Consider the following 25,365-nt stretch of genomic DNA (forward strand, 5'->3'; position numbering starts at 1 on the left):
TAGCCCTTACTTGGAGTAGAGCTCGACAATCAGGCTTTCGTTGATGTCGGCGGACAGATCACTGCGAGCAGGAACGTTCTTGAAAACGCCCGACTTCTTCTCAGTGTCTACTTCTACCCATTCTACGCGGCCACGTTGGGCACACAGATCGAGAGCTTGGACAATGCGAAGTTGGTTTTTTGCTTTCTCGCGAACTGCGACCACGTCACCAGCACGAACCTGGTAGGACGGAACGTTTACGGTCTGACCGTTAACGCTGATCGACTTGTGCGATACCAGCTGACGGGATTCGGCACGAGTCGAACCAAAGCCCATACGGTATACAACGTTGTCCAGACGGCATTCGAGCAGTTGCAGCAGGTTTTCACCGGTTGCACCTTTTTTGCCAGCAGCTTCTTTGTAGTAGCCGCTGAACTGACGCTCGAGAACGCCGTAAATACGACGGACCTTCTGCTTTTCACGCAGTTGGGTGCCGTAATCGGACTGGCGACCGCGGCGTTGGCCGTGGATACCAGGTGCTGCTTCAATGTTGCACTTCGATTCGATCGCGCGCACGCCGCTCTTCAAGAAGAGATCGGTGCCTTCGCGACGAGCGAGTTTGCATTTTGGACCAATGTAACGAGCCATTCTTTACAATCTCCTGGATTACACGCGGCGCTTCTTCGGCGGACGGCACCCGTTGTGCGGGATTGGCGTCACGTCGGTGATGCTGGCGATCTTATAGCCACAGCCGTTCAAAGCACGGACAGCAGACTCACGACCTGGACCTGGACCTTTGACGTTAACGTCGAGGTTTTTCAGGCCGTATTCCAGCGCAGCTTGGCCAGCACGTTCAGCAGCTACTTGAGCAGCGAACGGGGTGGACTTGCGGGAACCGCGGAAACCCGAACCACCGGAGGTAGCCCAAGAAAGCGCGTTACCTTGACGGTCGGTGATGGTCACGATTGTGTTGTTAAAAGATGCATGGATGTGGGCGATGCCATCAACCACTGTCTTTTTAACTTTTTTACGAGGACGAGCAGCAGGTTTTGCCATGATAATTTTCCTGTCGATTCGCGTGGGCGATTACTTGCGGATCGGCTTACGCGGACCTTTACGGGTACGCGCGTTAGTCTTGGTACGCTGACCGCGTACTGGAAGACCACGACGATGACGCAGACCACGGTAGCAACCGAGGTCCATCAAACGCTTGATTTTCATGTTGATTTCGCGACGCAGGTCACCTTCAGTGGTGAACTTCGCCACTTCGCCACGCAACAGCTCAATCTGCTCGTCGCTCAGATCTTTGATCTTTGCGGCTGGGTTTACCCCAGTATCTGCGCAAATCTTCTGCGCAGTAGTGCGACCAACACCATAGATGTAGGTCAGCGAGATAACAGTGTGCTTGTTATCTGGAATGTTAACGCCTGCAATACGGGCCATTCAGTGGGACTCCAATTGACAGCTACCTACGCCCCGGAAGCCAAGAAATAGGGCGCGAGATAATATCGCTGTAATAACAAATAATCAACCCGGCAGCGCACTAGCTGCCGGGCTTCAAGCGGATCACACTCAGCCTTGGCGCTGTTTGTGACGCGGTTCCGCGCTGCAAATTACTCGAACAACACCTTCGCGGCGAATAATTTTGCAGTTACGGCACAGCTTTTTCACCGATGCACGAACTTTCATCACCAACTCCTCGAACCTTATGGGGTACTCAGCGCAACATGCCGCTGCCGTAGCCCTTCAGGTTGGCTTTCTTCATCAGGGATTCGTACTGGTGCGAAACGAGGTGCGATTGTACTTGGGACATGAAGTCCATCACAACCACGACCACGATCAGCAACGAGGTCCCGCCAAGGTAGAACGGAACGTTTGCTGCAACCACCAGGAACTGGGGAAGCAGACACACGGCCGTCATATATAGAGCACCGAACAGGGTCAAACGAGTCAGAACGCCATCAATGTAGCGCGCAGACTGCTCACCTGGACGAATACCCGGAATAAAGGCACCGGACTTCTTCAGGTTTTCCGCTACGTCTTTCGGATTGAACATCAACGCCGTATAGAAGAAGCAGAAGAAAATAATCCCTGCACTAAACAGCAGAATATTCAACGGCTGACCAGGAGCGATCGACTGAGAGAGGTCCTGCAGCCAGCCCATATTTTCGGACTGACCAAACCAGGTACCCAACGAAGCCGGAAACAGCAAGATGCTGCTCGCGAAAATTGCCGGAATAACGCCGGCCATATTCACCTTCAGCGGCAAGTGGCTAGTCTGCGCAGCAAAGACCTTACGGCCCTGCTGACGCTTGGCGTAGTGAACAGCAATACGACGCTGGCCACGCTCAATGAACACCACAAAACCGATAATCGCTACTGCCAGCAAACCGATGGCAACCAAGGCGAAGATATTGATATCACCCTGACGCGCAGACTCGAAAGACTGCCCGATTGCTCTCGGAAGACCGGCGACGATACCTGCGAAAATCAACATCGAGATACCGTTGCCAACACCACGCTCAGTAATCTGCTCACCCAGCCACATCATGAACATCGCACCAGCCACAAAAGTGGATACCGCGACGAAATGGAAGCCAAAGTCACCAGTGAACGCAACGCCCTGCCCAGCCAGGCCAACGGACATGCCGATAGCTTGAACCAGGGCGAGGACGACAGTGCCGTAGCGGGTGTACTGGCTAATCTTGCGACGGCCAGCTTCACCTTCCTTCTTCAACTGCTCCAACTGCGGGCTGACGGCGGTCATCAGTTGCATGATGATCGATGCCGAAATGTACGGCATGATCCCCAGTGCAAAGATGCTCATCCGTTCCAGCGCGCCGCCGGAAAACATGTTGAACAAGCTAAGAATGGTCCCCTCATTCTGTCGAAACAGGTCTGCGAGTCGGTCCGGGTTGATACCTGGAACCGGGATGTGTGCGCCTATTCGGTAGACGATAATCGCCAGGAACAGAAAACGCAGACGAGCCCAAAGTTCAGACATACCGCCTTTGCCGAGCGCTGAGAGAGCACCTTGCTTAGCCATTTATTCCTCGAACTTGCCGCCAGCTGCTTCGATAGCCGAACGCGCACCTTTGGTGGCGCCGATTCCCTTGCCGATAGTGACAGCGCGAGTCACTTCACCGGACAGCATTATTTTCACACGCTGTACGTTGACGTTGATCACGTTGGCATCTTTCAGGGTCTGCACAGTAACGATGTCGCCTTCCACTTTAGCCAGCTCGGACAGACGCACTTCTGCGCGGTCCATGGCTTTCAGGGATACGAAACCGAACTTAGGCAGGCGACGATGCAACGGCTGTTGACCGCCTTCAAAGCCTGGAGCAATGGTGCCACCGGAGCGGGAGGTTTGACCTTTGTGGCCACGGCCACCAGTCTTACCCAAACCGCTACCGATACCACGGCCCGGACGATGCTTTTCGCGACGGGAACCCGGCGCTGGACTCAGATCATTGAGTTTCATCGATTAACCCTCTACACGCAGCATGTAGTAAGCCTTGTTGATCATCCCGCGATTCTCGGGAGTATCCTGGACTTCTACAGTGTGACCGATGCGACGCAGACCCAGACCTTTAACGCACAATTTGTGGTTAGGGATGCGGCCGGTCATGCTTTTGATCAGCGTTACTTTAACGGTAGCCATGATCAGAAGATCTCCTTGACAGTCAAGCCGCGCTTGGCAGCAATGGACTCAGGAGATTGCATAGCTTTCAAACCCTTGAAAGTGGCGTGAACCACGTTTACCGGGTTAGTCGAGCCGTAGCACTTGGCCAGAACGTTCTGAACGCCAGCAACTTCGAGGACAGCACGCATAGCGCCGCCAGCGATGATACCGGTACCTTCAGAAGCAGGCTGCATGTACACCTTCGAAGCGCCATGGGCGGACTTCATTGCGTACTGCAGAGTGGTGCCGTTCAGATCAACTTGGATCATGTTGCGACGAGCAGCTTCCATTGCCTTCTGGATCGCGGCAGGCACTTCACGTGACTTGCCACGGCCGAAGCCAACACGCCCTTTACCATCACCAACCACGGTCAACGCGGTGAAAGTGAAGATACGGCCGCCTTTAACGGTTTTGGCTACGCGGTTAACTTGAACCAGCTTCTCAATGTAGCCTTCGTCGCGCTTTTGGTCGTTATTTGACATAACTTAGAACTCCAGCCCAGCTTCACGAGCAGCATCAGCCAGCGCTTTAACGCGGCCGTGGTACTTGAAGCCAGAGCGGTCGAAAGCCACTTGCGAGACGCCCACGGCCTTAGCACGTGTAGCGACCAGCTGGCCAACCTTTGTGGCCGCGTCGATGTTGCCGGTGGCACCATCACGCAGTTCTTTATCCAAAGTCGAGGCGCTTGCCAGGACTTTGTTGCCGTCGGCCGAGATGACCTGGGCGTAGATATGCTGCGACGAGCGGTACACGCAGAGACGCACGACTTCGAGTTCGTGCATTTTCAGGCGTGCTTTGCGAGCGCGACGCAGTCGAGTAACTTTTTTGTCGGTCATTTGCTATGCCCTACTTCTTCTTGGCTTCTTTACGACGGACGACTTCGTCCGCGTAGCGCACACCTTTGCCTTTGTACGGCTCTGGTGGACGGAAGTCGCGGATCTCAGCGGCCACCTGACCTACCAGCTGCTTATCGATGCCCTTGATCAGGATATCGGTTTGGCTAGGGGTCTCAGCGGTGATGCCTTCCGGCAGTTCGTAATCCACTGGGTGCGAGAAGCCAAGGGCAAGGTTCAGAACCGTGCCTTTTGCTTGCGCTTTGTAACCAACACCGACCAGCTGGAGCTTACGCTCGAAGCCTTGGCTTACGCCTTGGACCATATTGTTTACCAACGCACGCGTGGTACCGGCCATTGCGCGAGTTTGTTGATCGCCATTGCGAGCAGCGAAACGCAGCTCACCAGCTTCTTCAACGATCTCAACGGACGAATGGATGTTCAGTTCAAGAGTGCCCTTGGCACCCTTCACCGAAAGCTGTTGGCCTGCGAATTTGACTTCGACACCGGCTGGCAGCTTAACGGGGTTCTTAGCGACGCGAGACATGCTTATCCCCCCTTAGAACACAGTGCAAAGAACTTCGCCGCCGACACCGGCAGCGCGCGCAGCACGATCCGTCATCACACCTTTGTTGGTGGAGACGATAGACACGCCCAGACCGCCACGAACTTTCGGCAGATCTTCAGCGGACTTGTACTGACGCAGGCCTGGACGGCTAACGCGCTTCACTTCCTCGATGACCGAACGGCCTTCGAAGTACTTCAGCTCGATGGACAGCAACGGCTTGATTTCGCTGCTGATCTGATAACCCGCAATGTAACCTTCGTCTTTCAGGACTTTGGCAACAGCTACCTTCAACTTGGAAGATGGCATGCTTACGACGGACTTTTCAGCCATCTGGGCATTACGGATACGAGTTAGCATGTCCGCTAACGGGTCCTGCATACTCATGGGCTAGACGCTCCTAATACACAAAAAATTAGCCTTGCGGCTACATATGTCGCCGAGAATCTCCGAGCGTAAAAAACACGGGCTCAGGCGAGCCGCGTATTTTAGACACAGTCCGGAAATGAAACAAGCCCCAAAAGGGGCTTGTTCCAGATTCAAGGTCACCGGCGGTCAGTATCTTGCGATACCAACCACCTTGACGCTGAAAGTACTTACCAGCTGGCTTTAACCAGACCTGGTACGTCACCACGCATTGCCGCTTCACGCAGTTTGTTACGGCCGAGGCCGAACTTGCGGTAAACGCCGTGTGGACGACCGGTCAGGCGGCAGCGGTTACGCATGCGCGAGGCGCTTGCGTCACGTGGCTGCTTCTGCAGAGCAACTGTAGCTTCCCAACGCGCTTCTGGACTTGCGTTCAGATCAACGATGATTGCTTTCAGTGCTGCACGCTTCTTGGCGTACTTGGCAACCGTGAGCTGACGTTTCAGCTCGCGGTTTTTCATGCTCATCTTGGCCATGGTCCTACTCCAATCAGTTGCGGAACGGGAATTTGAAAGCACGCAACAGGGCGCGACCTTCATCATCGTTCTTGGCAGTGGTGGTCAGGGTGATGTCCAGACCGCGGAGAGCATCGATCTTGTCGTAGTCGATTTCCGGGAAGATGATCTGCTCTTTCACGCCCATGCTGTAGTTACCACGACCATCGAAGGACTTGGCATTCAGGCCGCGGAAGTCGCGAACCCGAGGCAGGGAGATCGACAGCAGACGATCCAGGAATTCGTACATACGCTCACGGCGCAGAGTCACTTTGACGCCGATCGGCCAGCCTTCGCGGACTTTAAAGCCAGCGATGGATTTCCGAGCGTAAGTCACAACGACTTTTTGACCGGTGATCTTTTCCAGGTCAGCAACAGCGTGCTCGATGACTTTTTTGTCACCGACCGCTTCGCCCAAACCCATGTTCAGGGTGATTTTGGTAACGCGTGGAACTTCCATCACGTTCGAAAGCTTAAGTTCTTCCTTAAGTTTCGGTGCGATTTCTTTCCAGTAAATCTCTTTTAGTCGTGCCATGGTCTTCTACCTAGCAGTGTTCAAGCATCAACCGCTTTTTGGGTCGACTTGAAGACACGAATTTTCTTGCCATCTTCTACTTTGAAACCAACGCGGTCAGCCTTGTTGGTTTCGCCGTTGAAAATGGCGACGTTAGAAGCGTCCAGCGGAGCTTCTTTTTCGACGATACCGCCCTGCACGCCCGACATCGGGTTAGGCTTGGTATGACGCTTGACCAGGTTCAGACCGCCGATAACCAGACGGTTATTAGCGAGAACCTTAAGCACCTTACCGCGCTTACCTTTGTCTTTGCCGGCGATCACGATGATCTCGTCGTCACGACGAATCTTTTGCATGTCGGATCTCCTTACAGCACTTCTGGGGCGAGCGAGACGATCTTCATGAACTTCTCAGTACGAAGTTCACGGGTCACTGGCCCAAAGATACGGGTGCCGATAGGCTCTTGCTTGTTGTTCAGAAGAACAGCAGCGTTGCCATCAAAGCGGATAATGGAGCCATCAGCACGACGTACGCCGTGACGAGTGCGGACTACAACAGCAGTCATCACTTGGCCTTTTTTCACTTTACCGCGAGGAATTGCTTCCTTGACGGTAACCTTGATGATGTCACCGATACCAGCGTAACGACGATGGGAGCCACCCAGCACCTTGATGCACATAACGCGGCGAGCGCCGCTGTTATCGGCCACATCGAGCATGGATTGAGTCTGAATCATATAATTTCTCCGACCCCTAGTCCTTAGACTTCCACAGCGCGTTCGAGAACATCAACCAATGCCCAAGACTTGGTCTTGGCCAGCGGACGAGTTTCACGAATAGTGACTTTGTCGCCGATGTGGCACTGATTGGTTTCGTCGTGCGCGTGCAGCTTAGTCGAACGCTTAACATATTTACCGTAGATCGGGTGCTTAACGCGACGCTCGATCAAAACGGTGATGGTTTTGTCCATCTTGTCGCTGACAACACGGCCAGTCAGCGTACGGACAGTCTTTTCGGCTTCAGCCATGATCACTTACCTGCCTGCTGGTTGAGCACAGTCTTCACGCGAGCGATGTCACGCTTAACTTGCGAGAGCAGATGAGACTGCCCCAACTGGCCAGTTGCTTTCTGCATACGCAGATTGAACTGGTCGCGCAGCAGGCCGAGCAGTTGCTCGTTCAGCTGCTGTGCGGATTTTTCACGAAGTTCATTCGCTTTCATCACATCACCGTCCGTTTAACAAAGGCGGTGGCGAGCGGCAGCTTTGCAGCAGCCAGGGCAAAAGCCTCACGCGCCAGCTCTTCAGTTACACCCTCGATTTCATACAGGACTTTGCCTGGCTGAATCTGGGCTACCCAGTATTCCACGTTACCCTTACCTTTACCCATCCGAACCTCGAGAGGTTTTTTGGAGATCGGCTTGTCCGGGAATACACGGATCCAGATCTTGCCGCCACGTTTTACGTGACGGGTCAGAGCACGACGCGCTGACTCGATCTGACGAGCGGTGAGACGACCACGAGCTACAGACTTCAGCGCGAACTCGCCGAAGCTGACTTTGCTACCGCGCTGAGCCAGACCACGGTTGTGGCCTGTCATCTGCTTGCGGAACTTCGTACGCTTTGGTTGCAACATTTGGCGTACCCCTTACTTAGCAGCTTTTTTACGAGGCGCTGGTGCTTGTGGTTTCAGTTCTTCTTGGCGACCACCAATTACTTCGCCTTTGAAGATCCAAACCTTTACACCGATCACACCGTAAGTGGTGTGAGCTTCGTAGTTGGCATAGTCGATGTCGGCACGCAGGGTGTGCAATGGCACACGACCTTCGCGATACCATTCAGTACGTGCGATTTCAGCACCGCCGAGACGACCGCTCACTTGGATTTTGATGCCTTTGGCACCAATGCGCATGGCGTTCTGTACAGCGCGCTTCATAGCGCGACGGAACATGACACGACGCTCCAGCTGCTGAGCTACGCTCTGCGCAACCAGCATACCGTCGAGCTCCGGCTTGCGGATCTCTTCGATATTGATGTGCACAGGCACACCCATTTGCTTGGTCAGGTCCTGACGCAGTTTCTCAACATCTTCACCTTTCTTCCCGATAACGATACCTGGACGAGCGGTGTGGATGGTGATACGTGCGGTTTGCGCCGGGCGATGGATATCGATACGGCTTACGGACGCGCTTTTTAGTTTGTCTTGGAGATACTCACGCACCTTCAGATCAGCGAACAAATAGTCCGCATAAGTCCGGCCGTCTGCATACCAGACGGAGGTGTGTTCCTTGACGATTCCCAGGCGAATGCCAATGGGATGTACTTTCTGACCCATCTCTTCGACTCCGTTACTTGTCAGCAACCTTGACAGTGATATGGCAAGACCGCTTGACGATGCGATCAGCACGGCCTTTGGCACGTGGCATGATGCGCTTCAGCGAACGCCCTTCGTTGACGAAAACGGTGCTGACCTTCAGGTCATCAACGTCTGCGCCTTCGTTATGCTCGGCGTTGGCTACGGCCGACTCCAGCACTTTCTTCATGATCTCGGCGGCTTTCTTACTGCTGAAAGCCAACAGGTTGAGCGCTTCGCCCACCTTCTTCCCGCGGATCTGGTCGGCGACCAAGCGGGCTTTCTGGGCGGAGATTCGAGCGCCCGACAACTTAGCGGCTACTTCCATTTCCTAACCCCTTAACGCTTGGCTTTCTTGTCTGCCACGTGCCCACGATAAGTGCGGGTACCGGCAAACTCGCCCAGTTTGTGGCCGACCATGTCTTCGTTAACGAGAACTGGGACGTGTTGACGACCGTTGTGTACTGCGATGGTCAAACCGACCATTTGTGGCAGGATCATCGAACGACGCGACCAGGTTTTAACTGGTTTGCGATCGTTCTTTTCCGCCGCCACTTCGATCTTCTTCAGTAGGTGAAGATCAATAAAAGGACCTTTTTTCAGAGAACGTGGCACTGTCGTATCCCTCTATTTACTTGCGACGACGGACGATCATTTTGTCGGTACGCTTATTACCACGAGTCTTCGCGCCCTTAGTCGGGAAGCCCCATGGCGATACCGGATGACGACCACCAGAGGTACGACCTTCACCACCACCGTGTGGGTGGTCAACCGGGTTCATGGCAACACCACGAACGGTTGGGCGAACGCCACGCCAGCGTTTGGCACCAGCTTTACCCAGCGAACGCAGGCTGTGCTCGGAGTTCGAGACTTCGCCCAGGGTCGCACGGCATTCAGCCAGTACTTTACGCATCTCACCAGAACGCAGACGCAGGGTCACGTAGACACCTTCACGAGCGATCAGCTGAGCCGAAGCACCAGCGGAACGAGCGATTTGCGCGCCTTTACCTGGCTTCAATTCGATGCCGTGTACGGTGCTACCAACTGGAATGTTGCGCAGTTGCAGAGCGTTGCCCGGCTTGATCGGTGCCAAGGCACCTGCGATCAGCTGGTCACCAGCACTCACGCCTTTAGGGGCGATGATGTAGCGACGCTCGCCATCTGCGTACAGCAGCAGAGCGATGTGAGCAGTACGGTTTGGATCGTATTCAATACGCTCGACAGTGGCGGAGATGCCATCTTTGTCGTTGCGACGGAAATCGACCAGACGATAATGCTGCTTATGGCCACCACCGATGTGACGAGTGGTAATACGACCATTGTTGTTACGACCACCAGTCTTCGATTTCTTCTCGAGCAGCGGTGCGTGAGGAGCGCCTTTATGCAGCTCCTGGTTGACCACCTTGACCACAAAACGGCGGCCAGGGGAAGTCGGTTTGCATTTAACGATTGCCATGATGCACCCCTTCCTTACTCAGCACTGCTGCTGAAATCGAGATCTTGGCCTGGTTGAAGGGAGATAACCGCCTTCTTCCAGTCATTACGCTTGCCCAGACCGCGAGCAGTGCGCTTGCTCTTACCCAGAACATTCAGGGTAGTAACACGCTCTACTTTCACGCTGAACAGGCTTTCGACGGCCTTCTTGATTTCCAGCTTGGTTGCGTCAGTTGCAACCTTGAAAACGAACTGACCTTTCTTGTCAGCCAGAACCGTAGCCTTTTCGGAAACGTGCGGGCCAAGCAGAACTTTAAATACGCGTTCCTGGTTCATCCCAGCAGCTCCTCGAATTTCTTCACGGCCGACACGGTGATCAACACCTTGTCGTATGCGATCAGACTAACTGGATCGGAACCTTGCACGTCACGTACATCAACGTGAGGCAGGTTGCGAGCAGCCAGGTACAGGTTCTGATCAACAGCTTCAGACACGATCAAAACGTCGGTCAGGCTCATGTTGGTCAGTTTGCCCAGCAGTTCTTTGGTTTTTGGACTTTCAACAGCGAAGTCCTGAACCACGACCAGACGATCAGTACGCACGAGTTCAGCAAGGATGGAGCGCAGTGCTGCGCGGTACATCTTCTTGTTGAGCTTCTGAGAGTGATCCTGTGGACGAGCTGCGAAAGTGGTACCACCGCCACGCCAGATTGGGCTACGGATAGTACCGGCACGAGCACGGCCAGTGCCTTTCTGACGCCAAGGGCGCTTACCGCCACCACGTACGTCGGAACGGGTCTTTTGCTGCTTGCTACCTTGACGGCCGCCGGCCATGTAGGCCACGACTGCTTGGTGAACCAGCGTCTCGTTGAATTCGCCGCCAAATGTCAGTTCGGAAACTTCGATCGCTTGAGCGTCATTTACATTTAATTGCATGTCAGCTTCCCCTTAACCGCGAGCCTTGGCCGCTGGACGTACAACCAGGTTGCCGCCAGTAGCGCCAGGAACAGCACCCTTGACCAACAACAGATTGCGTTCAGCGTCGACGCGCACTACTTCGAGGGACTGCACGGTCACGCGCTCAGCGCCCATATGACCGGACATTTTTTTGCCCTTGAATACACGACCAGGAGTCTGGCACTGGCCAATAGAGCCCGGGACGCGGTGGGAAACGGAGTTACCGTGAGTGTTGTCTTGACCACGGAAATTCCAACGCTTGATCGTACCCTGGAAGCCTTTACCCTTGGACTGACCGGTTACATCAACCAGTTGACCAGCGGCGAAGATTTCAGCGTTGATCAGATCGCCAGCCTTGTAGTCGCCGTCTTCAAGACGGAACTCCATGACGGTGCGACCAGCTGCAACGTTTGCTTTAGCGAAGTGACCTGCTTGAGCAGCAGTCACGCGCGAAGCACGACGCTCGCCGACAGTGACTTGCACTGCACGATAGCCATCGGTTTCTTCAGTTTTGAACTGGGTGACGCGATTCGGCTCGATCTCAATGACCGTGACCGGAATGGAGACACCTTCTTCGGTGAAAATACGGGTCATACCGCATTTACGACCGACTACACCAATAGTCATGTTGTAAACCTCATGAGTGTACGGGGCTTTCACCCGCTATGGCCGCCCATTTCAGAGCGTTACACGACTAAGACCCAAGTCTTAGCCGAGGCTGATCTGTACTTCCACACCGGCCGCCAGATCAAGCTTCATAAGTGCGTCAACGGTTTTATCCGTTGGCTGGACGATGTCCAGTACGCGCTTATGAGTGCGGATCTCGTACTGGTCACGCGCGTCTTTGTTGACGTGCGGGGAGACCAGAACGGTGAACCGCTCTTTACGGGTAGGCAGTGGAATTGGACCACGCACTTGAGCACCAGTACGTTTCGCGGTTTCCACGATTTCCTGGGTGGATTGGTCGATCAGGCGATGGTCAAAAGCCTTCAACCTGATACGGATTTGCTGATTTTGCATTGGATTTCAGACTCCGGCTGCTATTCCCAGCGAGCGCAATACGCCCGTTAAAAGGAGGCGCAATTCTATAGACGGCCCTGATAGGTGTCAACCCAATAAAAAAGGCCCCCGCTGAGCGGGGGCCTTTTCAAAACATCAGAACTATCTCAGAAGAGATAATTACTCGATGATTTTAGCTACAACGCCAGCACCAACGGTACGGCCGCCTTCACGGATTGCGAAACGCAGACCGTCTTCCATAGCGATGGTTTTGATCAGGGTGACAACCATTTTGATGTTGTCGCCTGGCATTACCATTTCTACGCCTTCCGGCAGTTCGCAGTTACCAGTCACGTCAGTAGTACGGAAGTAGAACTGTGGACGGTAGCCTTTGAAGAACGGAGTGTGACGGCCGCCTTCTTCTTTGCTCAGCACGTACACTTCAGCTTCGAACTTGGTGTGCGGCTTAACCGAACCTGGCTTGACCAGAACCTGGCCACGCTCAACGTCGTCACGCTTGGTACCACGCAGCAGAACGCCGCAGTTCTCGCCAGCACGACCTTCGTCGAGCAGTTTACGGAACATTTCAACACCGGTGCAGGTGGTGACGGTAGTGTCACGCAGACCAACGATTTCCAGTGGATCCTGAACCTTGACGATACCGCGCTCGATACGACCAGTTACAACAGTACCGCGACCGGAGATCGAGAATACGTCTTCGATTGGCATCAGGAACGGCTTGTCGATAACACGGACTGGGTCTGGGATGTAGCTGTCCAGAGTCTCAACCAGTTTACGAACGGACGTGGTGCCCATTTCGTTGTCATCTTTGCCTTCCAGAGCCATACGAGCAGAACCGATGATGATCGGAGTGTCGTCACCTGGGAAGTCGTAAGTGCTCAGCAGGTCGCGCACTTCCATCTCAACCAGTTCCAGCAGCTCAGCGTCGTCTACCAGGTCAGCCTTGTTCAGGTAAACCACGATGTACGGAACGCCAACCTGACGGGACAGCAGGATGTGCTCACGGGTTTGTGGCATCGGACCATCAGCGGCCGAGCAAACCAGGATTGCGCCGTCCATCTGGGCAGCACCGGTGATCATGTTCTTCACATAGTCAGCGTGACCTGGGCAGTCAACGTGAGCGTAGTGACGGATCAGCGAGTTGTATTCAACGTGCGCGGTGTTGATGGTGATACCACGAGCTTTTTCTTCTGGTGCGCTGTCGATTTTATCGAAATCAACGATTGCGGAACCGAATACTTCGGAGCAAACGCGAGTCAGAGCAGCAGTCAGAGTGGTTTTACCGTGGTCAACGTGACCGATAGTGCCAACGTTGACGTGCGGTAGGGAACGATCAAATTTTTCTTTAGCCACGACAATTAACTCCTTGCCTAAAGGACTGAATCAGCCTTGTTTTTTGGATACAGTTTCAGCGATGTGCGCCGGAGCTGTGTTGTATTTTTTGAATTCCATAGAGTAGCTTGCGCGACCCTGAGACATGGAGCGAACGTCGGTCGCATAACCGAACATCTCACCCAACGGAACCTCGGCGCGAATCACTTTGCCGGAAACCGTGTCTTCCATACCCAAGATCATGCCGCGACGACGGTTAAGGTCGCCCATGACATCACCCATATAGTCTTCAGGTGTAACAACTTCTACCGCCATGATTGGCTCAAGCAACTCACCACCGCCCTTTTGGGCCAGCTGCTTGGTTGCCATGGAGGCAGCCACCTTAAACGCCATCTCGTTGGAGTCGACGTCGTGGTAAGAACCGTCAAAAACGGTTGCTTTCAGGCCGATCAGCGGATAGCCGGCAACAACACCGTTCTTCATCTGCTCTTCGATACCCTTCTGGATAGCAGGGATGTATTCCTTAGGAACAACACCACCTACTACTTCGTTCACGAATTGCAGACCTTCCTGACCTTCGTCAGCAGGAGCAAAACGGATCCAGCAGTGACCGAACTGACCACGACCGCCGGACTGACGAACGAACTTGCCTTCGATTTCACAGCTTTTCGTGATGCGCTCACGATAGGAAACCTGAGGCTTACCGATGTTGGCTTCGACGTTGAACTCACGGCGCATCCGGTCAACCAGGATGTCCAGGTGAAGCTCGCCCATGCCCGAGATGATCGTTTGACCAGTCTCTTCATCAGTCTTGACGCGGAAAGATGGATCTTCCTGAGCAAGCTTGCCCAGAGCGATACCCATTTTTTCCTGGTCATCCTTGGTCTTGGGCTCAACGGCAACCGAAATAACCGGCTCCGGGAAGTCCATGCGAACCAGGATGATTGGCTTGTCAGCGTTGCACAAGGTTTCACCAGTGGTGACATCCTTCATGCCGATCAAGGCCGCGATGTCACCAGCGCGTACTTCCTTGATCTCTTCGCGGGCGTTTGCGTGCATTTGCACCATACGACCCACGCGCTCTTTCTTGCCTTTAACCGAGTTGATTACGCCGTCGCCGGAGTTCAACACGCCCGAGTAAACGCGGACGAAGGTCAAGGTACCCACGAATGGGTCAGTGGCAATTTTAAATGCCAGAGCGGAAAACGGTTCTGCGTCGTCTGCATGACGCTCCAGCTCGATAGTCTCGTCATCCGGGTCGGTACCCTTGATGGCAGGAATATCAACCGGTGCCGGCAGGTAGTCGATCACAGCATCGAGAACCAGGGGAACGCCCTTGTTCTTGAACGAGGAGCCACAAACAGCCAGGACGATCTCACCAGCGATAGTACGCTGACGCAGAGCAGCCTTGATTTCCACGTTGGTGAGTTCTTCACCTTCGAGGTACTTGTTCATCAGCTCTTCGTTGGCTTCGGCCGCAGCTTCAACCATGTTGTTGCGCCATTCGTCAGCCAGTTCCTGCAGTTCAGCAGGGATAGGCTTGCGAACAGGAACCATACCTTTGTCGGCATCGTTCCAGTAGACAGCTTCCATGGTCAGCAGATCGATCTGGCCTTGGAAATTATCTTCGGAACCGATAGCCAACTGGATCGGCACCGGAGTGTGACCCAGACGTTGCTTGATCTGACCGATCACACGCAGGAAGTTGGCACCAGCACGGTCCATCTTGTTTACGTAAACAAGACGTGGAACGCCGTATTTGTTGGCTTGACGCCATACGGTTTCCGACTGTGGCTCAACACCCGAGGTACCGCAGAACACAACGACAGCGCCGTCGAGTACGCGCAGGGAACGTTCAACTTCAATGGTGAAGTCTACGTGACCTGGGGTATCGATTACGTTGAAGCGGTGCTCGTCTTTGTACTGCTTCTCGGAACCTTTCCAGAAGGCGGTAATAGCAGCAGAAGTAATGGTAATACCACGCTCCTGCTCCTGAACCATCCAGTCTGTGGTCGCGGCGCCGTCATGCACCTCGCCCATCTTGTGACTTTTGCCGGTGTAAAACAGTACGCGCTCGGTGGTGGTGGTTTTACCAGCATCCACGTGAGCGACGATACCGATATTACGGTAGCGGCTAATCGGAGTAGTACGAGCCATAAAGCCCTCGCAAAATTAGTGAAGCTAAAATTAGAAGCGGTAGTGCGAGAAAGCTTTGTTAGCTTCAGCCATACGGTGCACGTCTTCACGCTTCTTAACAGCAGCACCTTTACCTTCAGCAGCGTCCAACAGTTCGCCGGCCAAACGCAGGGCCATAGACTTCTCGCCGCGCTTACGGGCGAAGTCTACCAACCAGCGCATTGCCAGAGCGTTACGACGGGACGGACGAACTTCAACCGGAACCTGGTAAGTAGCACCGCCTACACGGCGCGACTTCACTTCGACCAGCGGAGCGATGGCGTCGAGAGCTTTCTCGAAGATTTCCAGGGGGTCGCTGTTCTTGCGTTCTTTAACCTTTTCCAGCGCGCCATAAACGATACGCTCGGCAACGGCTTTCTTGCCGCTTTCCATTACGTGGTTCATGAACTTGGCCAGAATTTGGCTTCCGTATTTTGGATCGTCAAGCACTTCGCGCTTGGCTGCTACGCGTCTTCTTGGCATGGATAAGCCCTCAAACGGTCTTCAGGTTCGCTCGGAATCGGTGCCCTTTCGGGACGCCTCCGACCTTACTCTTATCGACTCAGAAAATAAGATGATTCAGGTTTACAAAAAGCCGTTACTACTTAGGCTTCTTGGTACCGTACTTCGAACGACCCTGGTTACGACCTTTAACGCCGGAAGTATCCAAGGAGCCGCGTACGGTGTGATAACGAACACCTGGCAAGTCTTTTACACGACCGCCGCGGATCAGTACCACGCTGTGCTCTTGCAGGTTGTGGCCTTCACCGCCGATGTACGAGGAAACCTCGAAACCGTTGGTCAGGCGCACACGGCATACTTTACGCAGTGCCGAGTTAGGTTTTTTCGGCGTGGTGGTATACACACGGGTGCATACGCCACGACGTTGCGGGCAGTTCTGCAGCGCAGGCACGTCGGATTTCTCGACGATACGCTTACGCGGCTGACGTACCAGCTGGTTGATAGTTGCCATCTACTAGCTCCACTGTTGTCTTGCGACGCTATTGTCTTGCAAGAAAAGCAAAATGGCAGGAACGAATTCCCGCCAAATTTAGGGGTACAAGAGTCTAAAGAGGATCTTGCCCCCAGTCAAGGCAAGGCCCCGACCTCCCCGCCCGTCGAACCGGGGCAAAAATGCCTCGATCCGACGAATGGGGCTGCCAGGGCCCGGACTTATTTATCGCAGAACTCAGTTACCGCTTGAGTTCAGCGCTTCGGTCAGTGCAGCTTCCACTTCACTGGCGCTTACGCGCAACGGCTTGTCAGCGTCACGGCGGCGCTTGCGCTCGCTGTGGTAAGCCAAACCGGTACCAGCCGGGATCAAACGACCCACGACCACGTTTTCTTTCAGGCCGCGCAGGTAATCGCGCTTGCCGGTTACCGCAGCTTCGGTCAGTACGCGAGTGGTCTCCTGGAAGGAGGCCGCCGAGATGAACGATTCAGTGGACAACGACGCCTTGGTGATACCCAGCAGCACGCGAGTGAACTTGGAAACGAATTTCTCGTCGCCAGCCAGACGCTCGTTCTCTACGAGTACGTGAGTCAATTCCATCTGGTCGCCCTTGATGAAACTGGAATCGCCGGATTCAGCGATTTCAACTTTACGCAACATCTGACGCAGGATGGTCTCGATGTGCTTATCGTTGATCTTCACGCCTTGCAGACGATAAACGTCCTGGATCTCGTTAACGATGTACTTGGCCAGCGCACTCACACCCAGCAGACGCAGGATATCGTGTGGGTCGCTCGGGCCGTCGGAGATAACTTCGCCGCGGTTTACCTGTTCGCCTTCGAAGACGTTCAGGTGACGCCACTTAGGAATCAGCTCTTCGTACGGATCGCTACCGTCGTTCGGGGTAATGACCAGACGACGCTTGCCCTTGGTCTCTTTACCGAACGCGATGGTGCCGCTGACTTCAGCCAGAATCGACGCTTCTTTCGGACGACGAGCTTCGAACAAGTCGGCAACACGCGGCAGACCACCGGTGATGTCTCGAGTCTTCGAAGTTTCTTGCGGGATACGCGCGATAACATCACCGATCGCGATCTTCGCACCATCCGCTACACCGACCAAGGCGTTGGCTGGCAGGAAGTACTGAGCGATTACGTCAGTGCCTGGCAGCAACAAGTCCTTGCCGTTGTCATCGACCATCTTCACGGCAGGACGGATGTCTTTACCGGCAGCTGGACGATCTTTCGCGTCGAGTACTTCAATGTTGGTCATACCGGTCAATTCGTCAGTCTGACGCTTGATCGTGATGCCTTCTTCCATGCCCACGTAGGTCACGGTACCTTTCATTTCGGTAACGATTGGGTGAGTGTGCGGATCCCACTTGGCCACGATTGCGCCAGCGTCGACCTTGTCACCTTCTTTAACCGAAATCACAGCACCGTACGGCAGCTTGTAACGCTCACGCTCACGACCGTAGTCATCAGCGATCGCCAGCTCACCGGAACGGGACACAGCAACCAGGTGGCCATCCACTCGCTCAACGTGTTTCAGGTTGTGCAGACGGACAGTACCGCCATTCTTCACCTGAACGCTGTCGGCTGCGGAGGTCCGGCTTGCCGCACCACCGATGTGGAACGTACGCATGGTCAGCTGGGTACCCGGCTCACCGATGGACTGGGCAGCGATAACGCCGACCGCTTCACCGATGTTCACCTGGTGACCACGAGCCAGGTCACGGCCGTAGCACTTGGCGCAGATGCCATAGCGGGTTTCGCAGCTGATCGGCGAACGAACGATCACTTCGTCGATGCTGTTGAGTTCGATGAACTCGACCCACTTCTCGTCTACCAGAGTGCCGGCAGGAACGATAACTTCCTCGGTACCCGGCTTGAAGACGTCACGGGCAATAACACGACCCAATACGCGCTCACCCAGCGGCTCTACAACGTCACCGCCTTCAATGTGCGGAGTCATCACCAGGCCATGCTCGGTGCCGCAATCGATCTCGGTTACAACCAGATCCTGGGCAACGTCTACCAGACGACGTGTCAGGTAACCGGAGTTAGCGGTTTTCAACGCGGTATCCGCCAGGCCTTTACGAGCACCGTGAGTGGAGATGAAGTACTGGAGTACGCTCAACCCTTCACGGAAGTTCGCTGTAATCGGCGTTTCGATGATGGAACCGTCCGGCTTGGCCATCAGGCCACGCATACCGGCGAGCTGACGGATCTGCGCAGCAGAACCCCGTGCGCCCGAGTCGGCCATCATGTACATCGAGTTGAAGGATTCCTGGTCAACTTCGTCGCCGTGACGGTCGATGACTTTCTCTTTCGAGAGGTTGGCCATCATCGCCTTGGAAACTTCGTCGTTGGCCTTGGACCAGAGGTCGATCACCTTGTTGTACTTCTCGCCCTGGGTTACCAGGCCGGAGGCGTACTGGCTCTCGATCTCTTTCACTTCATCGGTTGCAGCCGCGATGATGCGAGCTTTTTCATCAGGGATAACAAAGTCGTTAACACCGATGGAAACGCCGGAAATGGTCGAATAAGCAAAACCGGTGTACATCAACTGGTCAGCGAAGATCACGGTCTCTTTCAAACCAACCACGCGGTAGCACTGGTTGATCAGCCTGGAGATCGCCTTTTTCTTCATTGGCAGGTTGACGACGTCGTACGACAAGCCTTTTGGTACAACCTGATACAACAGCGCACGGCCGACAGTCGTGTCGACGATACGAACATTGCTCACGCTGCCGCCGTCACGGTCGTTGACGGTTTCGTGAATCCGCACTTTGACCTTGGCGTGCAGTGCGGCTTCGCCGGCACGGAACACACGGTCAACTTCCTGCAGGTCAGCGAACACACGACCTTCACCCTTGGCGTTGATCGCTTCACGGGTCATGTAGTACAGACCCAATACAACGTCCTGCGACGGAACGATGATTGGCTCACCGTTGGCTGGCGACAGGATGTTGTTGGTCGACATCATCAACGCACGCGCTTCCAACTGGGCTTCCAGTGTCAGCGGAACGTGCACGGCCATTTGGTCGCCGTCGAAGTCGGCGTTGTACGCAGCACAGACCAGAGGGTGCAGCTGGATAGCCTTGCCTTCGATCAGTACCGGTTCAAACGCCTGGATACCCAGACGGTGGAGGGTCGGTGCACGGTTGAGGAGAACCGGGTGTTCGCGAATCACTTCAGCGAGAACGTCCCAAACCTCTGGCAGCTCGCGCTCGACCATTTTCTTGGCCGCTTTGATGGTGGTCGCAAGACCGCGCATTTCCAGCTTGCCGAAGATGAACGGCTTGAACAGCTCGAGCGCCATCTTCTTAGGCAGACCGCACTGGTGCAGACGCAGGGTCGGGCCTACGGTAATTACCGAACGACCGGAGTAGTCAACACGCTTACCGAGCAAGTTCTGACGGAAACGACCTTGTTTACCCTTGATCATGTCAGCCAGGGATTTCAGAGGACGCTTGTTGGAACCTGTGATAGCGCGGCCACGACGACCGTTGTCGAGCAAGGCGTCGACGGCTTCTTGCAACATACGCTTTTCGTTGCGCACGATGATGTCCGGAGCGGACAGATCAAGCAGGCGCTTCAAGCGGTTGTTACGGTTGATCACGCGGCGGTACAGGTCGTTGAGGTCGGACGTCGCGAAACGACCACCGTCCAACGGTACCAGCGGACGCAGATCTGGCGGCAGAACCGGCAGAACGGTCAGCACCATCCACTCTGGCAAGTTGCCGGAACCCTGGAAGGCTTCCATCAACTTCAGACGCTTGGACAGTTTCTTGATCTTGGTTTCGGAGTTGGTTTGCGGAATTTCTTCGCGCAGACGGCCAATCTCGTGTTCCAGGTCGATAGCGTGCAGCAGTTCGCGGACAGCTTCGGCACCCATGCGGGCATCGAAATCATCACCGAACTCTTCCAGCGCTTCGAAGTACTGCTCGTCGTTCAGCAGCTGACCTTTTTCAAGGGTGGTCATGCCTGGGTCGATAACGACATAGCTCTCGAAGTAGAGAACGCGTTCGATATCACGCAGGGTCATGTCCATCAGCAAGCCGATACGGGACGGCAGCGATTTCAGGAACCAGATGTGGGCAACCGGCGAAGCCAGTTCGATGTGCGCCATGCGCTCACGACGAACCTTGGCCAGCGCAACTTCAACGCCGCACTTCTCGCAGATCACACCACGGTGCTTCAAGCGCTTGTACTTACCGCACAGGCACTCGTAATCCTTTACCGGGCCAAAGATCTTGGCGCAGAACAGGCCGTCACGCTCAGGTTTGAACGTACGGTAGTTAATGGTTTCCGGTTTTTTAACTTCACCGAACGACCACGAACGGATCATCTCAGGCGATGCCAGTCCAATACGGATGGCGTCGAACTCTTCGACTTGACCCTGGTTTTTCAGCAAATTCAGTAGGTCTTTCAAGGCCTTTCCTCCTGGCGGAGCAGAGAGCGGGCATCACTGCCCCGCTCTCGATTCGCGTCACGTGTTATTCGGTTTCCAGATCGATATCGATGCCGAGGGAACGAATTTCTTTGATCAACACGTTGAAAGACTCGGGCATGCCCGGCTCCATACGGTGATCGCCGTCCACGATGTTTTTGTACATCTTGGTACGACCGTTCACATCGTCCGACTTCACTGTGAGCATTTCTTGCAGAGTGTATGCAGCACCGTATGCTTCCAGTGCCCAGACCTCCATCTCCCCGAAACGCTGACCACCGAACTGAGCCTTACCACCCAGCGGCTGCTGGGTAACCAGGCTGTACGAACCGGTAGAACGAGCGTGCATCTTGTCGTCTACCAAGTGGTTCAGCTTCAGCATGTACATGTAGCCAACAGTAACCGGGCGCTCGAACTTGTTGCCGGTACGGCCGTCGAACAGCTGCATCTGGCCGCTTTCCGGCAGGTCTGCCAGTTTCAGCATGGCCTTGATTTCGCTTTCCTTGGCACCGTCGAACACCGGGGTAGCCATTGGAACGCCGCCGCGCAGGTTCTTCGCCAGATCCAGGATTTCCTGGTCGGTGAAGGTGTCCAGTTCTTCGTTGCGACCGCCGATCTCGTTGTAGATCTCGTGCAGGAACTTGCGCAGGTCTGCGACCTTGCGCTGCTCTTCGATCATACGGTTGATCTTCTCGCCCAGACCTTTGGCCGCGAGGCCCAGGTGGGTTTCGAGGATCTGACCAACGTTCATACGCGAAGGTACGCCCAATGGGTTGAGGACGACGTCGACCGGGGTGCCATTGGCATCGTGCGGCATGTCTTCAACCGGCATGATCACGGAGACCACACCCTTGTTACCGTGACGACCGGCCATCTTGTCGCCCGGCTGGATGCGACGACGGATTGCCAGGTAAACCTTGACGATTTTCAGCACGCCTGGAGCCAGGTCATCGCCCTGCTGCAGTTTGCGCTTCTTGTCTTCGAACTTGTCGTCCAGCAGACGGCGGCGATCAACGATGTAGGCCTGGGCCTTCTCGAGCTGCTCGTTCAGAGCATCTTCAGCCATGCGCAGTTTGAACCACTGGCCGTGCTCAAGACCGTCGAGGATTTCGTCGGTGATGTCCTGACCTTTCTTCAGACCTGCGCCGCCTTCAGCCTTGTGGCCTACCAGAGCGGAGCGCAGACGTTCGAAGGTCGCGCCTTCAACGATACGGAACTCTTCGTTGAGGTCCTTGCGGATCTCGTCGAGTTGAGTCTTCTCGATGGACAGCGCACGAGCATCACGCTCAACGCCGTCACGGGTGAAGACCTGTACGTCGATGACAGTACCCTTGGTACCGGTAGGTACACGCAGGGAGGTGTCTTTAACGTCGCTGGCTTTTTCACCGAAGATGGCACGCAGCAGCTTCTCTTCCGGAGTCAGCTGGGTCTCGCCTTTCGGAGTGACCTTACCGACCAGGATGTCGCCGGCGCCAACTTCAGCACCTACATAAACGATACCGGCTTCGTCCAGCTTGTTCAGTGCAGCTTCACCCACGTTCGGGATGTCTGCAGTGATTTCCTCTGGCCCAAGCTTGGTGTCACGCGCCACACAGGTCAGTTCCTGGATGTGGATCGTGGTAAAGCGATCTTCTTGAACAACTCGTTCCGACAGGCAGATGGAGTCTTCGAAGTTGTAACCGTTCCAGGCCATGAACGCGATGCGCATGTTCTGACCCAGTGCCAGCTCACCCATGTCGGTGGACGGGCCATCGGCCATGATGTCGCTACGCTGAACGCGATCACCCTTACGCACCAGCGGACGCTGGTTAATGCAGGTGTTCTGGTTCGAACGGGTGTATTTGGTCAGGTTGTAGATGTCGACGCCGGCTTCACCGGTTTCAACTTCGTCATCTGCAACACGAACCACGATACGGCTGGCATCAACGGAGTCGATCACGCCGCCACGACGAGCCACGACGCAAACGCCGGAGTCACGGGCTACGTTACGTTCCATGCCGGTACCTACCAGCGGCTTGTCGGCGCGCAGGGTCGGTACAGCTTGACGCTGCATGTTGGAACCCATCAACGCACGGTTGGCGTCATCGTGCTCCAGGAACGGGATCAGCGACGCTGCAACCGAAACTACCTGCTTGGGCGATACGTCCATCAAGGTGACGTCTTCCGGCGCCTTGACGGTGAACTCGTTCAAGTGACGAACGGCTACCAGCTCGTCGATCAGGACTTTCTTGTCGTTCATCGTGGCCGAAGCCTGAGCGATCACGTGATCAGCTTCTTCGATGGCGGACAGGAACACGATCTCGTCAGTGACCAGACCCTCTTTCACCACACGGTACGGGCTCTCAAGGAAGCCGTACTGGTTGGTGCGCGCATAAGCGGCCAGGGAGTTGATCAGACCGATGTTCGGACCTTCCGGCGTTTCGATCGGGCATACACGACCGTAATGCGTCGGGTGTACGTCACGGACTTCAAAGCCAGCGCGCTCACGGGTCAGACCGCCCGGGCCCAGTGCGGAGACACGGCGCTTGTGGGTGATCTCGGAGAGCGGGTTGTTCTGGTCCATGAACTGCGAGAGCTGGCTGGAACCGAAGAACTCTTTCACCGCTGCAGCCACTGGCTTGGCGTTGATCAGGTCTTGCGGCATCAGGCCTTCGCTTTCAGCCATCGACAGACGCTCTTTGACCGCACGCTCAACACGTACCAGGCCAACGCGGAACTGGTTCTCGGCCATTTCGCCTACGCAGCGAACACGACGGTTACCCAGATGGTCGATGTCATCGACAATGCCTTTGCCGTTACGGATGTCGACCAGGGTCTTCAGTACCGCGACGATGTCTTCCTTGCACAGCACGCCCGAACCTTCGATTTCGGTACGACCGATACGACGGTTGAACTTCATCCGGCCGACCGCAGACAGGTCATAGCGCTCAGGGCTGAAGAACAGGTTGTTGAACAGGGTCTCGGCAGCGTCTTTGGTTGGCGGCTCACCAGGACGCATCATGCGATAGATCTCGACCAGCGCTTCCAATTGGTTGCTGGTGGAGTCGATCTTCAGCGTGTCGGAGATGAACGGACCGCAGTCGATGTCGTTGGTGTAGAGGGTCTCGATGCGAACGACCTGGGCCTTGGCAATTTTGGCCAGGATCTCGGTGTTCAGCTCGGTGTTGCACTCAGCCAGGATTTCGCCTGTAGCCGGGTGAACAATGACCTTGGCGGTAGTGCGGCCCAGGACGTAGTCCAGCGGCACTTCCAACTCTTTGAGGCCGGCTTTTTCGATCTGGTTGATGTGGCGCGCGGTAATACGACGGCCAGCTTCAACAATGACCTTGCCCTTTTCATCCTGGATGTCCAGGACGGCAATTTCACCACGCAGACGCGAAGCGATCAGCTCCAGCTTGAGGGTTTCATCCTTCAGGCTGAATACGTTGGTGGTGTAGAAGGCGTCCAGCACTTGCTCAGTGGTATAGCCGAGCGCGCGCAGCAGTACCGAAGCCGGCAGCTTGCGACGACGGTCGATACGCACGAACACGCAGTCTTTCGGGTCGAACTCAAAGTCCAACCACGAACCGCGGTACGGAATGATCCGCGCGGAGTACAGGAGCTTACCGGAGCTGTGCGTCTTGCCGCGGTCGTGGTCGAAGAACACGCCCGGGGAACGGTGCAGCTGGGAAACGATTACGCGCTCGGTACCGTTGATAACGAAGGTACCGTTTTCAGTCATCAGTGGGATTTCGCCCATGTAGACTTCTTGCTCTTTGATGTCCTTGATCGCTTTGTTCGACGATTCTTTGTCGAAAATGATCAGACGGACTTTTACCCGCAAAGGTACGGCGTACGTAACACCGCGCAACACGCATTCTTTGACATCAAATGCCGGTTCGCCCAGGCGATAACCGACGTACTCCAGCGCAGCATTGCCGGAGTAGCTGATGATCGGGAAAACGGATTTGAAGGCCGCATGCAGGCCCACGTCGCGGAACTGATCTTTGGTCGCTCCCGCCTGCAAGAATTCACGATACGAATCCAGCTGGATAGCCAGAAGGTACGGGACATCCATGACGTCCGGCAACTTGCTAAAGTCCTTGCGGATACGTTTTTTCTCAGTATATGAGTAAGCCATCAGCGTTCCCCAGCTTGGTCACCTGCTTGTTTGGCCCTCCCGACGGGAGCAGCCAGAAAATCTTGCAAACCCCAT

At 55.0% G+C, this 25,365-nt stretch carries 32 protein-coding genes; all 32 read right to left on the reverse strand.

All coding sequences use genetic code 11. The features are described 5' to 3' along the window. Positions 1-6: 6 nt before the first annotated feature. Positions 7-627: a 30S ribosomal protein S4 gene (gene rpsD, locus C4J85_RS24245; protein ID WP_003176404.1), complete on the reverse strand. Its 621-nt coding sequence runs from the start codon at positions 625-627 to the stop codon at positions 7-9. Positions 628-645: 18 nt separating this feature from the next. Continuing rightward, positions 646-1,035: a 30S ribosomal protein S11 gene (gene rpsK / locus C4J85_RS24250; protein ID WP_002555466.1), complete on the reverse strand. Its 390-nt coding sequence runs from the start codon at positions 1,033-1,035 to the stop codon at positions 646-648. A gap of 30 nt (positions 1,036-1,065) precedes the next feature. Further along, positions 1,066-1,422: a 30S ribosomal protein S13 gene (gene rpsM, locus C4J85_RS24255; RefSeq protein WP_003210063.1), complete on the reverse strand. Its 357-nt coding sequence runs from the start codon at positions 1,420-1,422 to the stop codon at positions 1,066-1,068. 129 nt (positions 1,423-1,551) lie between these two features. Next, positions 1,552-1,668 carry a 50S ribosomal protein L36 gene (gene rpmJ, locus C4J85_RS24260; protein WP_002555468.1) on the reverse strand — a complete coding sequence of 39 codons (117 nt, stop codon included), beginning with the start codon at positions 1,666-1,668 and terminating at the stop codon, positions 1,552-1,554. A gap of 28 nt (positions 1,669-1,696) precedes the next feature. Further along, positions 1,697-3,025, reverse strand: a complete 1,329-nt coding sequence (gene secY, locus C4J85_RS24265; protein WP_003194637.1) for a preprotein translocase subunit SecY — start codon at positions 3,023-3,025, stop codon at positions 1,697-1,699. Further along, complete coding sequence (gene rplO / locus C4J85_RS24270; protein WP_003176407.1) at positions 3,026-3,463, reverse strand: 50S ribosomal protein L15; 438 nt, start codon at positions 3,461-3,463, stop codon at positions 3,026-3,028. A gap of 3 nt (positions 3,464-3,466) precedes the next feature. After that, complete coding sequence (gene rpmD / locus C4J85_RS24275) at positions 3,467-3,643, reverse strand: 50S ribosomal protein L30 (protein WP_003176408.1); 177 nt, start codon at positions 3,641-3,643, stop codon at positions 3,467-3,469. Between the two features lie 2 nt (positions 3,644-3,645). After that, the gene (rpsE, locus tag C4J85_RS24280; RefSeq protein WP_003176409.1) at positions 3,646-4,146 is read right to left on the reverse strand and encodes a 30S ribosomal protein S5; all 501 of its coding nucleotides are present in this window, start codon (positions 4,144-4,146) and stop codon (positions 3,646-3,648) included. 3 nt (positions 4,147-4,149) lie between these two features. Next, positions 4,150-4,500, reverse strand: a complete 351-nt coding sequence (gene rplR / locus C4J85_RS24285; protein WP_017135964.1) for a 50S ribosomal protein L18 — start codon at positions 4,498-4,500, stop codon at positions 4,150-4,152. Positions 4,501-4,510: 10 nt separating this feature from the next. Continuing rightward, complete coding sequence (rplF, locus tag C4J85_RS24290) at positions 4,511-5,044, reverse strand: 50S ribosomal protein L6 (protein ID WP_003176412.1); 534 nt, start codon at positions 5,042-5,044, stop codon at positions 4,511-4,513. Between the two features lie 12 nt (positions 5,045-5,056). Beyond that, on the reverse strand, positions 5,057-5,449 hold the full coding sequence (rpsH, locus tag C4J85_RS24295) for a 30S ribosomal protein S8 (protein ID WP_003176413.1): 393 nt from the start codon (positions 5,447-5,449) through the stop codon (positions 5,057-5,059). Positions 5,450-5,658: 209 nt separating this feature from the next. Further along, entirely contained in the window at positions 5,659-5,964 is a 306-nt protein-coding gene (gene rpsN / locus C4J85_RS24300; RefSeq protein ID WP_003176414.1) for a 30S ribosomal protein S14, read from the reverse strand. 13 nt (positions 5,965-5,977) lie between these two features. Beyond that, entirely contained in the window at positions 5,978-6,517 is a 540-nt protein-coding gene (rplE, locus tag C4J85_RS24305; protein WP_003176415.1) for a 50S ribosomal protein L5, read from the reverse strand. Positions 6,518-6,537: 20 nt separating this feature from the next. Beyond that, positions 6,538-6,852 (reverse strand): 50S ribosomal protein L24, encoded by a 315-nt coding sequence (gene rplX / locus C4J85_RS24310; RefSeq protein WP_003176416.1) that lies wholly within the window; start codon positions 6,850-6,852, stop codon positions 6,538-6,540. An 11-nt stretch (positions 6,853-6,863) separates the two neighbouring features. After that, on the reverse strand, positions 6,864-7,232 hold the full coding sequence (gene rplN / locus C4J85_RS24315) for a 50S ribosomal protein L14 (protein ID WP_002555479.1): 369 nt from the start codon (positions 7,230-7,232) through the stop codon (positions 6,864-6,866). Positions 7,233-7,255: 23 nt separating this feature from the next. Beyond that, positions 7,256-7,522 (reverse strand): 30S ribosomal protein S17, encoded by a 267-nt coding sequence (gene rpsQ, locus C4J85_RS24320; RefSeq protein WP_003176419.1) that lies wholly within the window; start codon positions 7,520-7,522, stop codon positions 7,256-7,258. 2 nt (positions 7,523-7,524) lie between these two features. Beyond that, a complete protein-coding gene (gene rpmC, locus C4J85_RS24325) occupies positions 7,525-7,716 on the reverse strand; it encodes a 50S ribosomal protein L29 (RefSeq protein ID WP_002555481.1) in 192 nt (63 codons plus the stop codon). Then, complete coding sequence (gene rplP / locus C4J85_RS24330) at positions 7,716-8,129, reverse strand: 50S ribosomal protein L16 (RefSeq protein WP_003232424.1); 414 nt, start codon at positions 8,127-8,129, stop codon at positions 7,716-7,718. Before rplP ends, rpmC begins: the two co-directional genes overlap by 1 nt. Positions 8,130-8,141: 12 nt before the next feature. After that, positions 8,142-8,828 (reverse strand): 30S ribosomal protein S3, encoded by a 687-nt coding sequence (rpsC, locus tag C4J85_RS24335; protein ID WP_003176422.1) that lies wholly within the window; start codon positions 8,826-8,828, stop codon positions 8,142-8,144. 13 nt (positions 8,829-8,841) lie between these two features. Next, complete coding sequence (gene rplV / locus C4J85_RS24340; protein WP_003103908.1) at positions 8,842-9,174, reverse strand: 50S ribosomal protein L22; 333 nt, start codon at positions 9,172-9,174, stop codon at positions 8,842-8,844. An 11-nt stretch (positions 9,175-9,185) separates the two neighbouring features. After that, positions 9,186-9,461: a 30S ribosomal protein S19 gene (rpsS, locus tag C4J85_RS24345; RefSeq protein ID WP_002555486.1), complete on the reverse strand. Its 276-nt coding sequence runs from the start codon at positions 9,459-9,461 to the stop codon at positions 9,186-9,188. A gap of 16 nt (positions 9,462-9,477) precedes the next feature. After that, positions 9,478-10,302 carry a 50S ribosomal protein L2 gene (gene rplB / locus C4J85_RS24350; RefSeq protein ID WP_003176423.1) on the reverse strand — a complete coding sequence of 275 codons (825 nt, stop codon included), beginning with the start codon at positions 10,300-10,302 and terminating at the stop codon, positions 9,478-9,480. A 14-nt stretch (positions 10,303-10,316) separates the two neighbouring features. Beyond that, entirely contained in the window at positions 10,317-10,616 is a 300-nt protein-coding gene (rplW, locus tag C4J85_RS24355; protein ID WP_002555488.1) for a 50S ribosomal protein L23, read from the reverse strand. Next, positions 10,613-11,215: a 50S ribosomal protein L4 gene (rplD, locus tag C4J85_RS24360; protein ID WP_057014518.1), complete on the reverse strand. Its 603-nt coding sequence runs from the start codon at positions 11,213-11,215 to the stop codon at positions 10,613-10,615. Before rplD ends, rplW begins: the two co-directional genes overlap by 4 nt. Before the next feature lie 12 nt (positions 11,216-11,227). Next, positions 11,228-11,863: a 50S ribosomal protein L3 gene (gene rplC, locus C4J85_RS24365; RefSeq protein ID WP_003176425.1), complete on the reverse strand. Its 636-nt coding sequence runs from the start codon at positions 11,861-11,863 to the stop codon at positions 11,228-11,230. 81 nt (positions 11,864-11,944) lie between these two features. Further along, a complete protein-coding gene (gene rpsJ / locus C4J85_RS24370; RefSeq protein WP_003186070.1) occupies positions 11,945-12,256 on the reverse strand; it encodes a 30S ribosomal protein S10 in 312 nt (103 codons plus the stop codon). 159 nt (positions 12,257-12,415) lie between these two features. Continuing rightward, entirely contained in the window at positions 12,416-13,609 is a 1,194-nt protein-coding gene (tuf, locus tag C4J85_RS24375; protein WP_003176426.1) for an elongation factor Tu, read from the reverse strand. A 30-nt stretch (positions 13,610-13,639) separates the two neighbouring features. Continuing rightward, the gene (gene fusA / locus C4J85_RS24380; RefSeq protein WP_124364614.1) at positions 13,640-15,745 is read right to left on the reverse strand and encodes an elongation factor G; all 2,106 of its coding nucleotides are present in this window, start codon (positions 15,743-15,745) and stop codon (positions 13,640-13,642) included. A 30-nt stretch (positions 15,746-15,775) separates the two neighbouring features. Next, a complete protein-coding gene (gene rpsG, locus C4J85_RS24385; protein ID WP_002555493.1) occupies positions 15,776-16,246 on the reverse strand; it encodes a 30S ribosomal protein S7 in 471 nt (156 codons plus the stop codon). Positions 16,247-16,364: 118 nt separating this feature from the next. Further along, positions 16,365-16,736 carry a 30S ribosomal protein S12 gene (gene rpsL, locus C4J85_RS24390; RefSeq protein ID WP_002555494.1) on the reverse strand — a complete coding sequence of 124 codons (372 nt, stop codon included), beginning with the start codon at positions 16,734-16,736 and terminating at the stop codon, positions 16,365-16,367. A 216-nt stretch (positions 16,737-16,952) separates the two neighbouring features. Further along, on the reverse strand, positions 16,953-21,152 hold the full coding sequence (gene rpoC, locus C4J85_RS24395; RefSeq protein WP_124364615.1) for a DNA-directed RNA polymerase subunit beta': 4,200 nt from the start codon (positions 21,150-21,152) through the stop codon (positions 16,953-16,955). Between the two features lie 64 nt (positions 21,153-21,216). Next, the gene (rpoB, locus tag C4J85_RS24400) at positions 21,217-25,290 is read right to left on the reverse strand and encodes a DNA-directed RNA polymerase subunit beta (protein WP_057724824.1); all 4,074 of its coding nucleotides are present in this window, start codon (positions 25,288-25,290) and stop codon (positions 21,217-21,219) included. Between the last annotated feature and the right edge of the window lie 75 nt (positions 25,291-25,365).

Source organism: Pseudomonas sp. R4-34-07 (assembly GCF_003852375.1).
Lineage (GTDB): Bacteria > Pseudomonadota > Gammaproteobacteria > Pseudomonadales > Pseudomonadaceae > Aquipseudomonas.

Coding starts and splice junctions, on each gene's coding strand:
- rpsG (WP_002555493.1), bottom strand. CDS start 16,246: ATGCCAAGAAGACGCGTAGCAGCCAAGCGCGAAGTGCTTGACGATCCA.
- rpsE (WP_003176409.1), bottom strand. CDS start 4,146: ATGTCAAATAACGACCAAAAGCGCGACGAAGGCTACATTGAGAAGCTG.
- rplB (WP_003176423.1), bottom strand. CDS start 10,302: ATGGCAATCGTTAAATGCAAACCGACTTCCCCTGGCCGCCGTTTTGTG.
- rpsH (WP_003176413.1), bottom strand. CDS start 5,449: ATGAGTATGCAGGACCCGTTAGCGGACATGCTAACTCGTATCCGTAAT.
- rpoB (WP_057724824.1), bottom strand. CDS start 25,290: ATGGCTTACTCATATACTGAGAAAAAACGTATCCGCAAGGACTTTAGC.
- rpsJ (WP_003186070.1), bottom strand. CDS start 12,256: ATGCAAAATCAGCAAATCCGTATCAGGTTGAAGGCTTTTGACCATCGC.
- fusA (WP_124364614.1), bottom strand. CDS start 15,745: ATGGCTCGTACTACTCCGATTAGCCGCTACCGTAATATCGGTATCGTC.
- rplF (WP_003176412.1), bottom strand. CDS start 5,044: ATGTCTCGCGTCGCTAAGAACCCCGTTAAGCTGCCAGCCGGTGTCGAA.
- rplR (WP_017135964.1), bottom strand. CDS start 4,500: ATGACCGACAAAAAAGTTACTCGACTGCGTCGCGCTCGCAAAGCACGC.
- rpmD (WP_003176408.1), bottom strand. CDS start 3,643: ATGGCTACCGTTAAAGTAACGCTGATCAAAAGCATGACCGGCCGCATC.
- rplE (WP_003176415.1), bottom strand. CDS start 6,517: ATGGCACGACTAAAAGAGATTTACTGGAAAGAAATCGCACCGAAACTT.
- rpsD (WP_003176404.1), bottom strand. CDS start 627: ATGGCTCGTTACATTGGTCCAAAATGCAAACTCGCTCGTCGCGAAGGC.
- rplP (WP_003232424.1), bottom strand. CDS start 8,129: ATGTTGCAACCAAAGCGTACGAAGTTCCGCAAGCAGATGACAGGCCAC.
- rpmC (WP_002555481.1), bottom strand. CDS start 7,716: ATGAAAGCGAATGAACTTCGTGAAAAATCCGCACAGCAGCTGAACGAG.
- rpsL (WP_002555494.1), bottom strand. CDS start 16,736: ATGGCAACTATCAACCAGCTGGTACGTCAGCCGCGTAAGCGTATCGTC.
- rpsQ (WP_003176419.1), bottom strand. CDS start 7,522: ATGGCTGAAGCCGAAAAGACTGTCCGTACGCTGACTGGCCGTGTTGTC.
- secY (WP_003194637.1), bottom strand. CDS start 3,025: ATGGCTAAGCAAGGTGCTCTCTCAGCGCTCGGCAAAGGCGGTATGTCT.
- rplC (WP_003176425.1), bottom strand. CDS start 11,863: ATGACTATTGGTGTAGTCGGTCGTAAATGCGGTATGACCCGTATTTTC.
- rpsM (WP_003210063.1), bottom strand. CDS start 1,422: ATGGCCCGTATTGCAGGCGTTAACATTCCAGATAACAAGCACACTGTT.
- rplN (WP_002555479.1), bottom strand. CDS start 7,232: ATGATTCAGACTCAATCCATGCTCGATGTGGCCGATAACAGCGGCGCT.
- rpsK (WP_002555466.1), bottom strand. CDS start 1,035: ATGGCAAAACCTGCTGCTCGTCCTCGTAAAAAAGTTAAAAAGACAGTG.
- rpsC (WP_003176422.1), bottom strand. CDS start 8,828: ATGGGTCAGAAAGTACATCCCATTGGCATTCGCCTGGGAATCGTCAAG.
- rplW (WP_002555488.1), bottom strand. CDS start 10,616: ATGAACCAGGAACGCGTATTTAAAGTTCTGCTTGGCCCGCACGTTTCC.
- rplX (WP_003176416.1), bottom strand. CDS start 6,852: ATGCAAAAGATTCGTCGTGACGACGAGATCATCGTGATCGCCGGCAAA.
- rplD (WP_057014518.1), bottom strand. CDS start 11,215: ATGCAATTAAATGTAAATGACGCTCAAGCGATCGAAGTTTCCGAACTG.
- rplO (WP_003176407.1), bottom strand. CDS start 3,463: ATGAAACTCAATGATCTGAGTCCAGCGCCGGGTTCCCGTCGCGAAAAG.
- rplV (WP_003103908.1), bottom strand. CDS start 9,174: ATGGAAGTAGCCGCTAAGTTGTCGGGCGCTCGAATCTCCGCCCAGAAA.
- rpmJ (WP_002555468.1), bottom strand. CDS start 1,668: ATGAAAGTTCGTGCATCGGTGAAAAAGCTGTGCCGTAACTGCAAAATT.
- rpsN (WP_003176414.1), bottom strand. CDS start 5,964: ATGGCCAAGATGAGCATGAAAAACCGCGAGCTGAAACGTCAGCTCACG.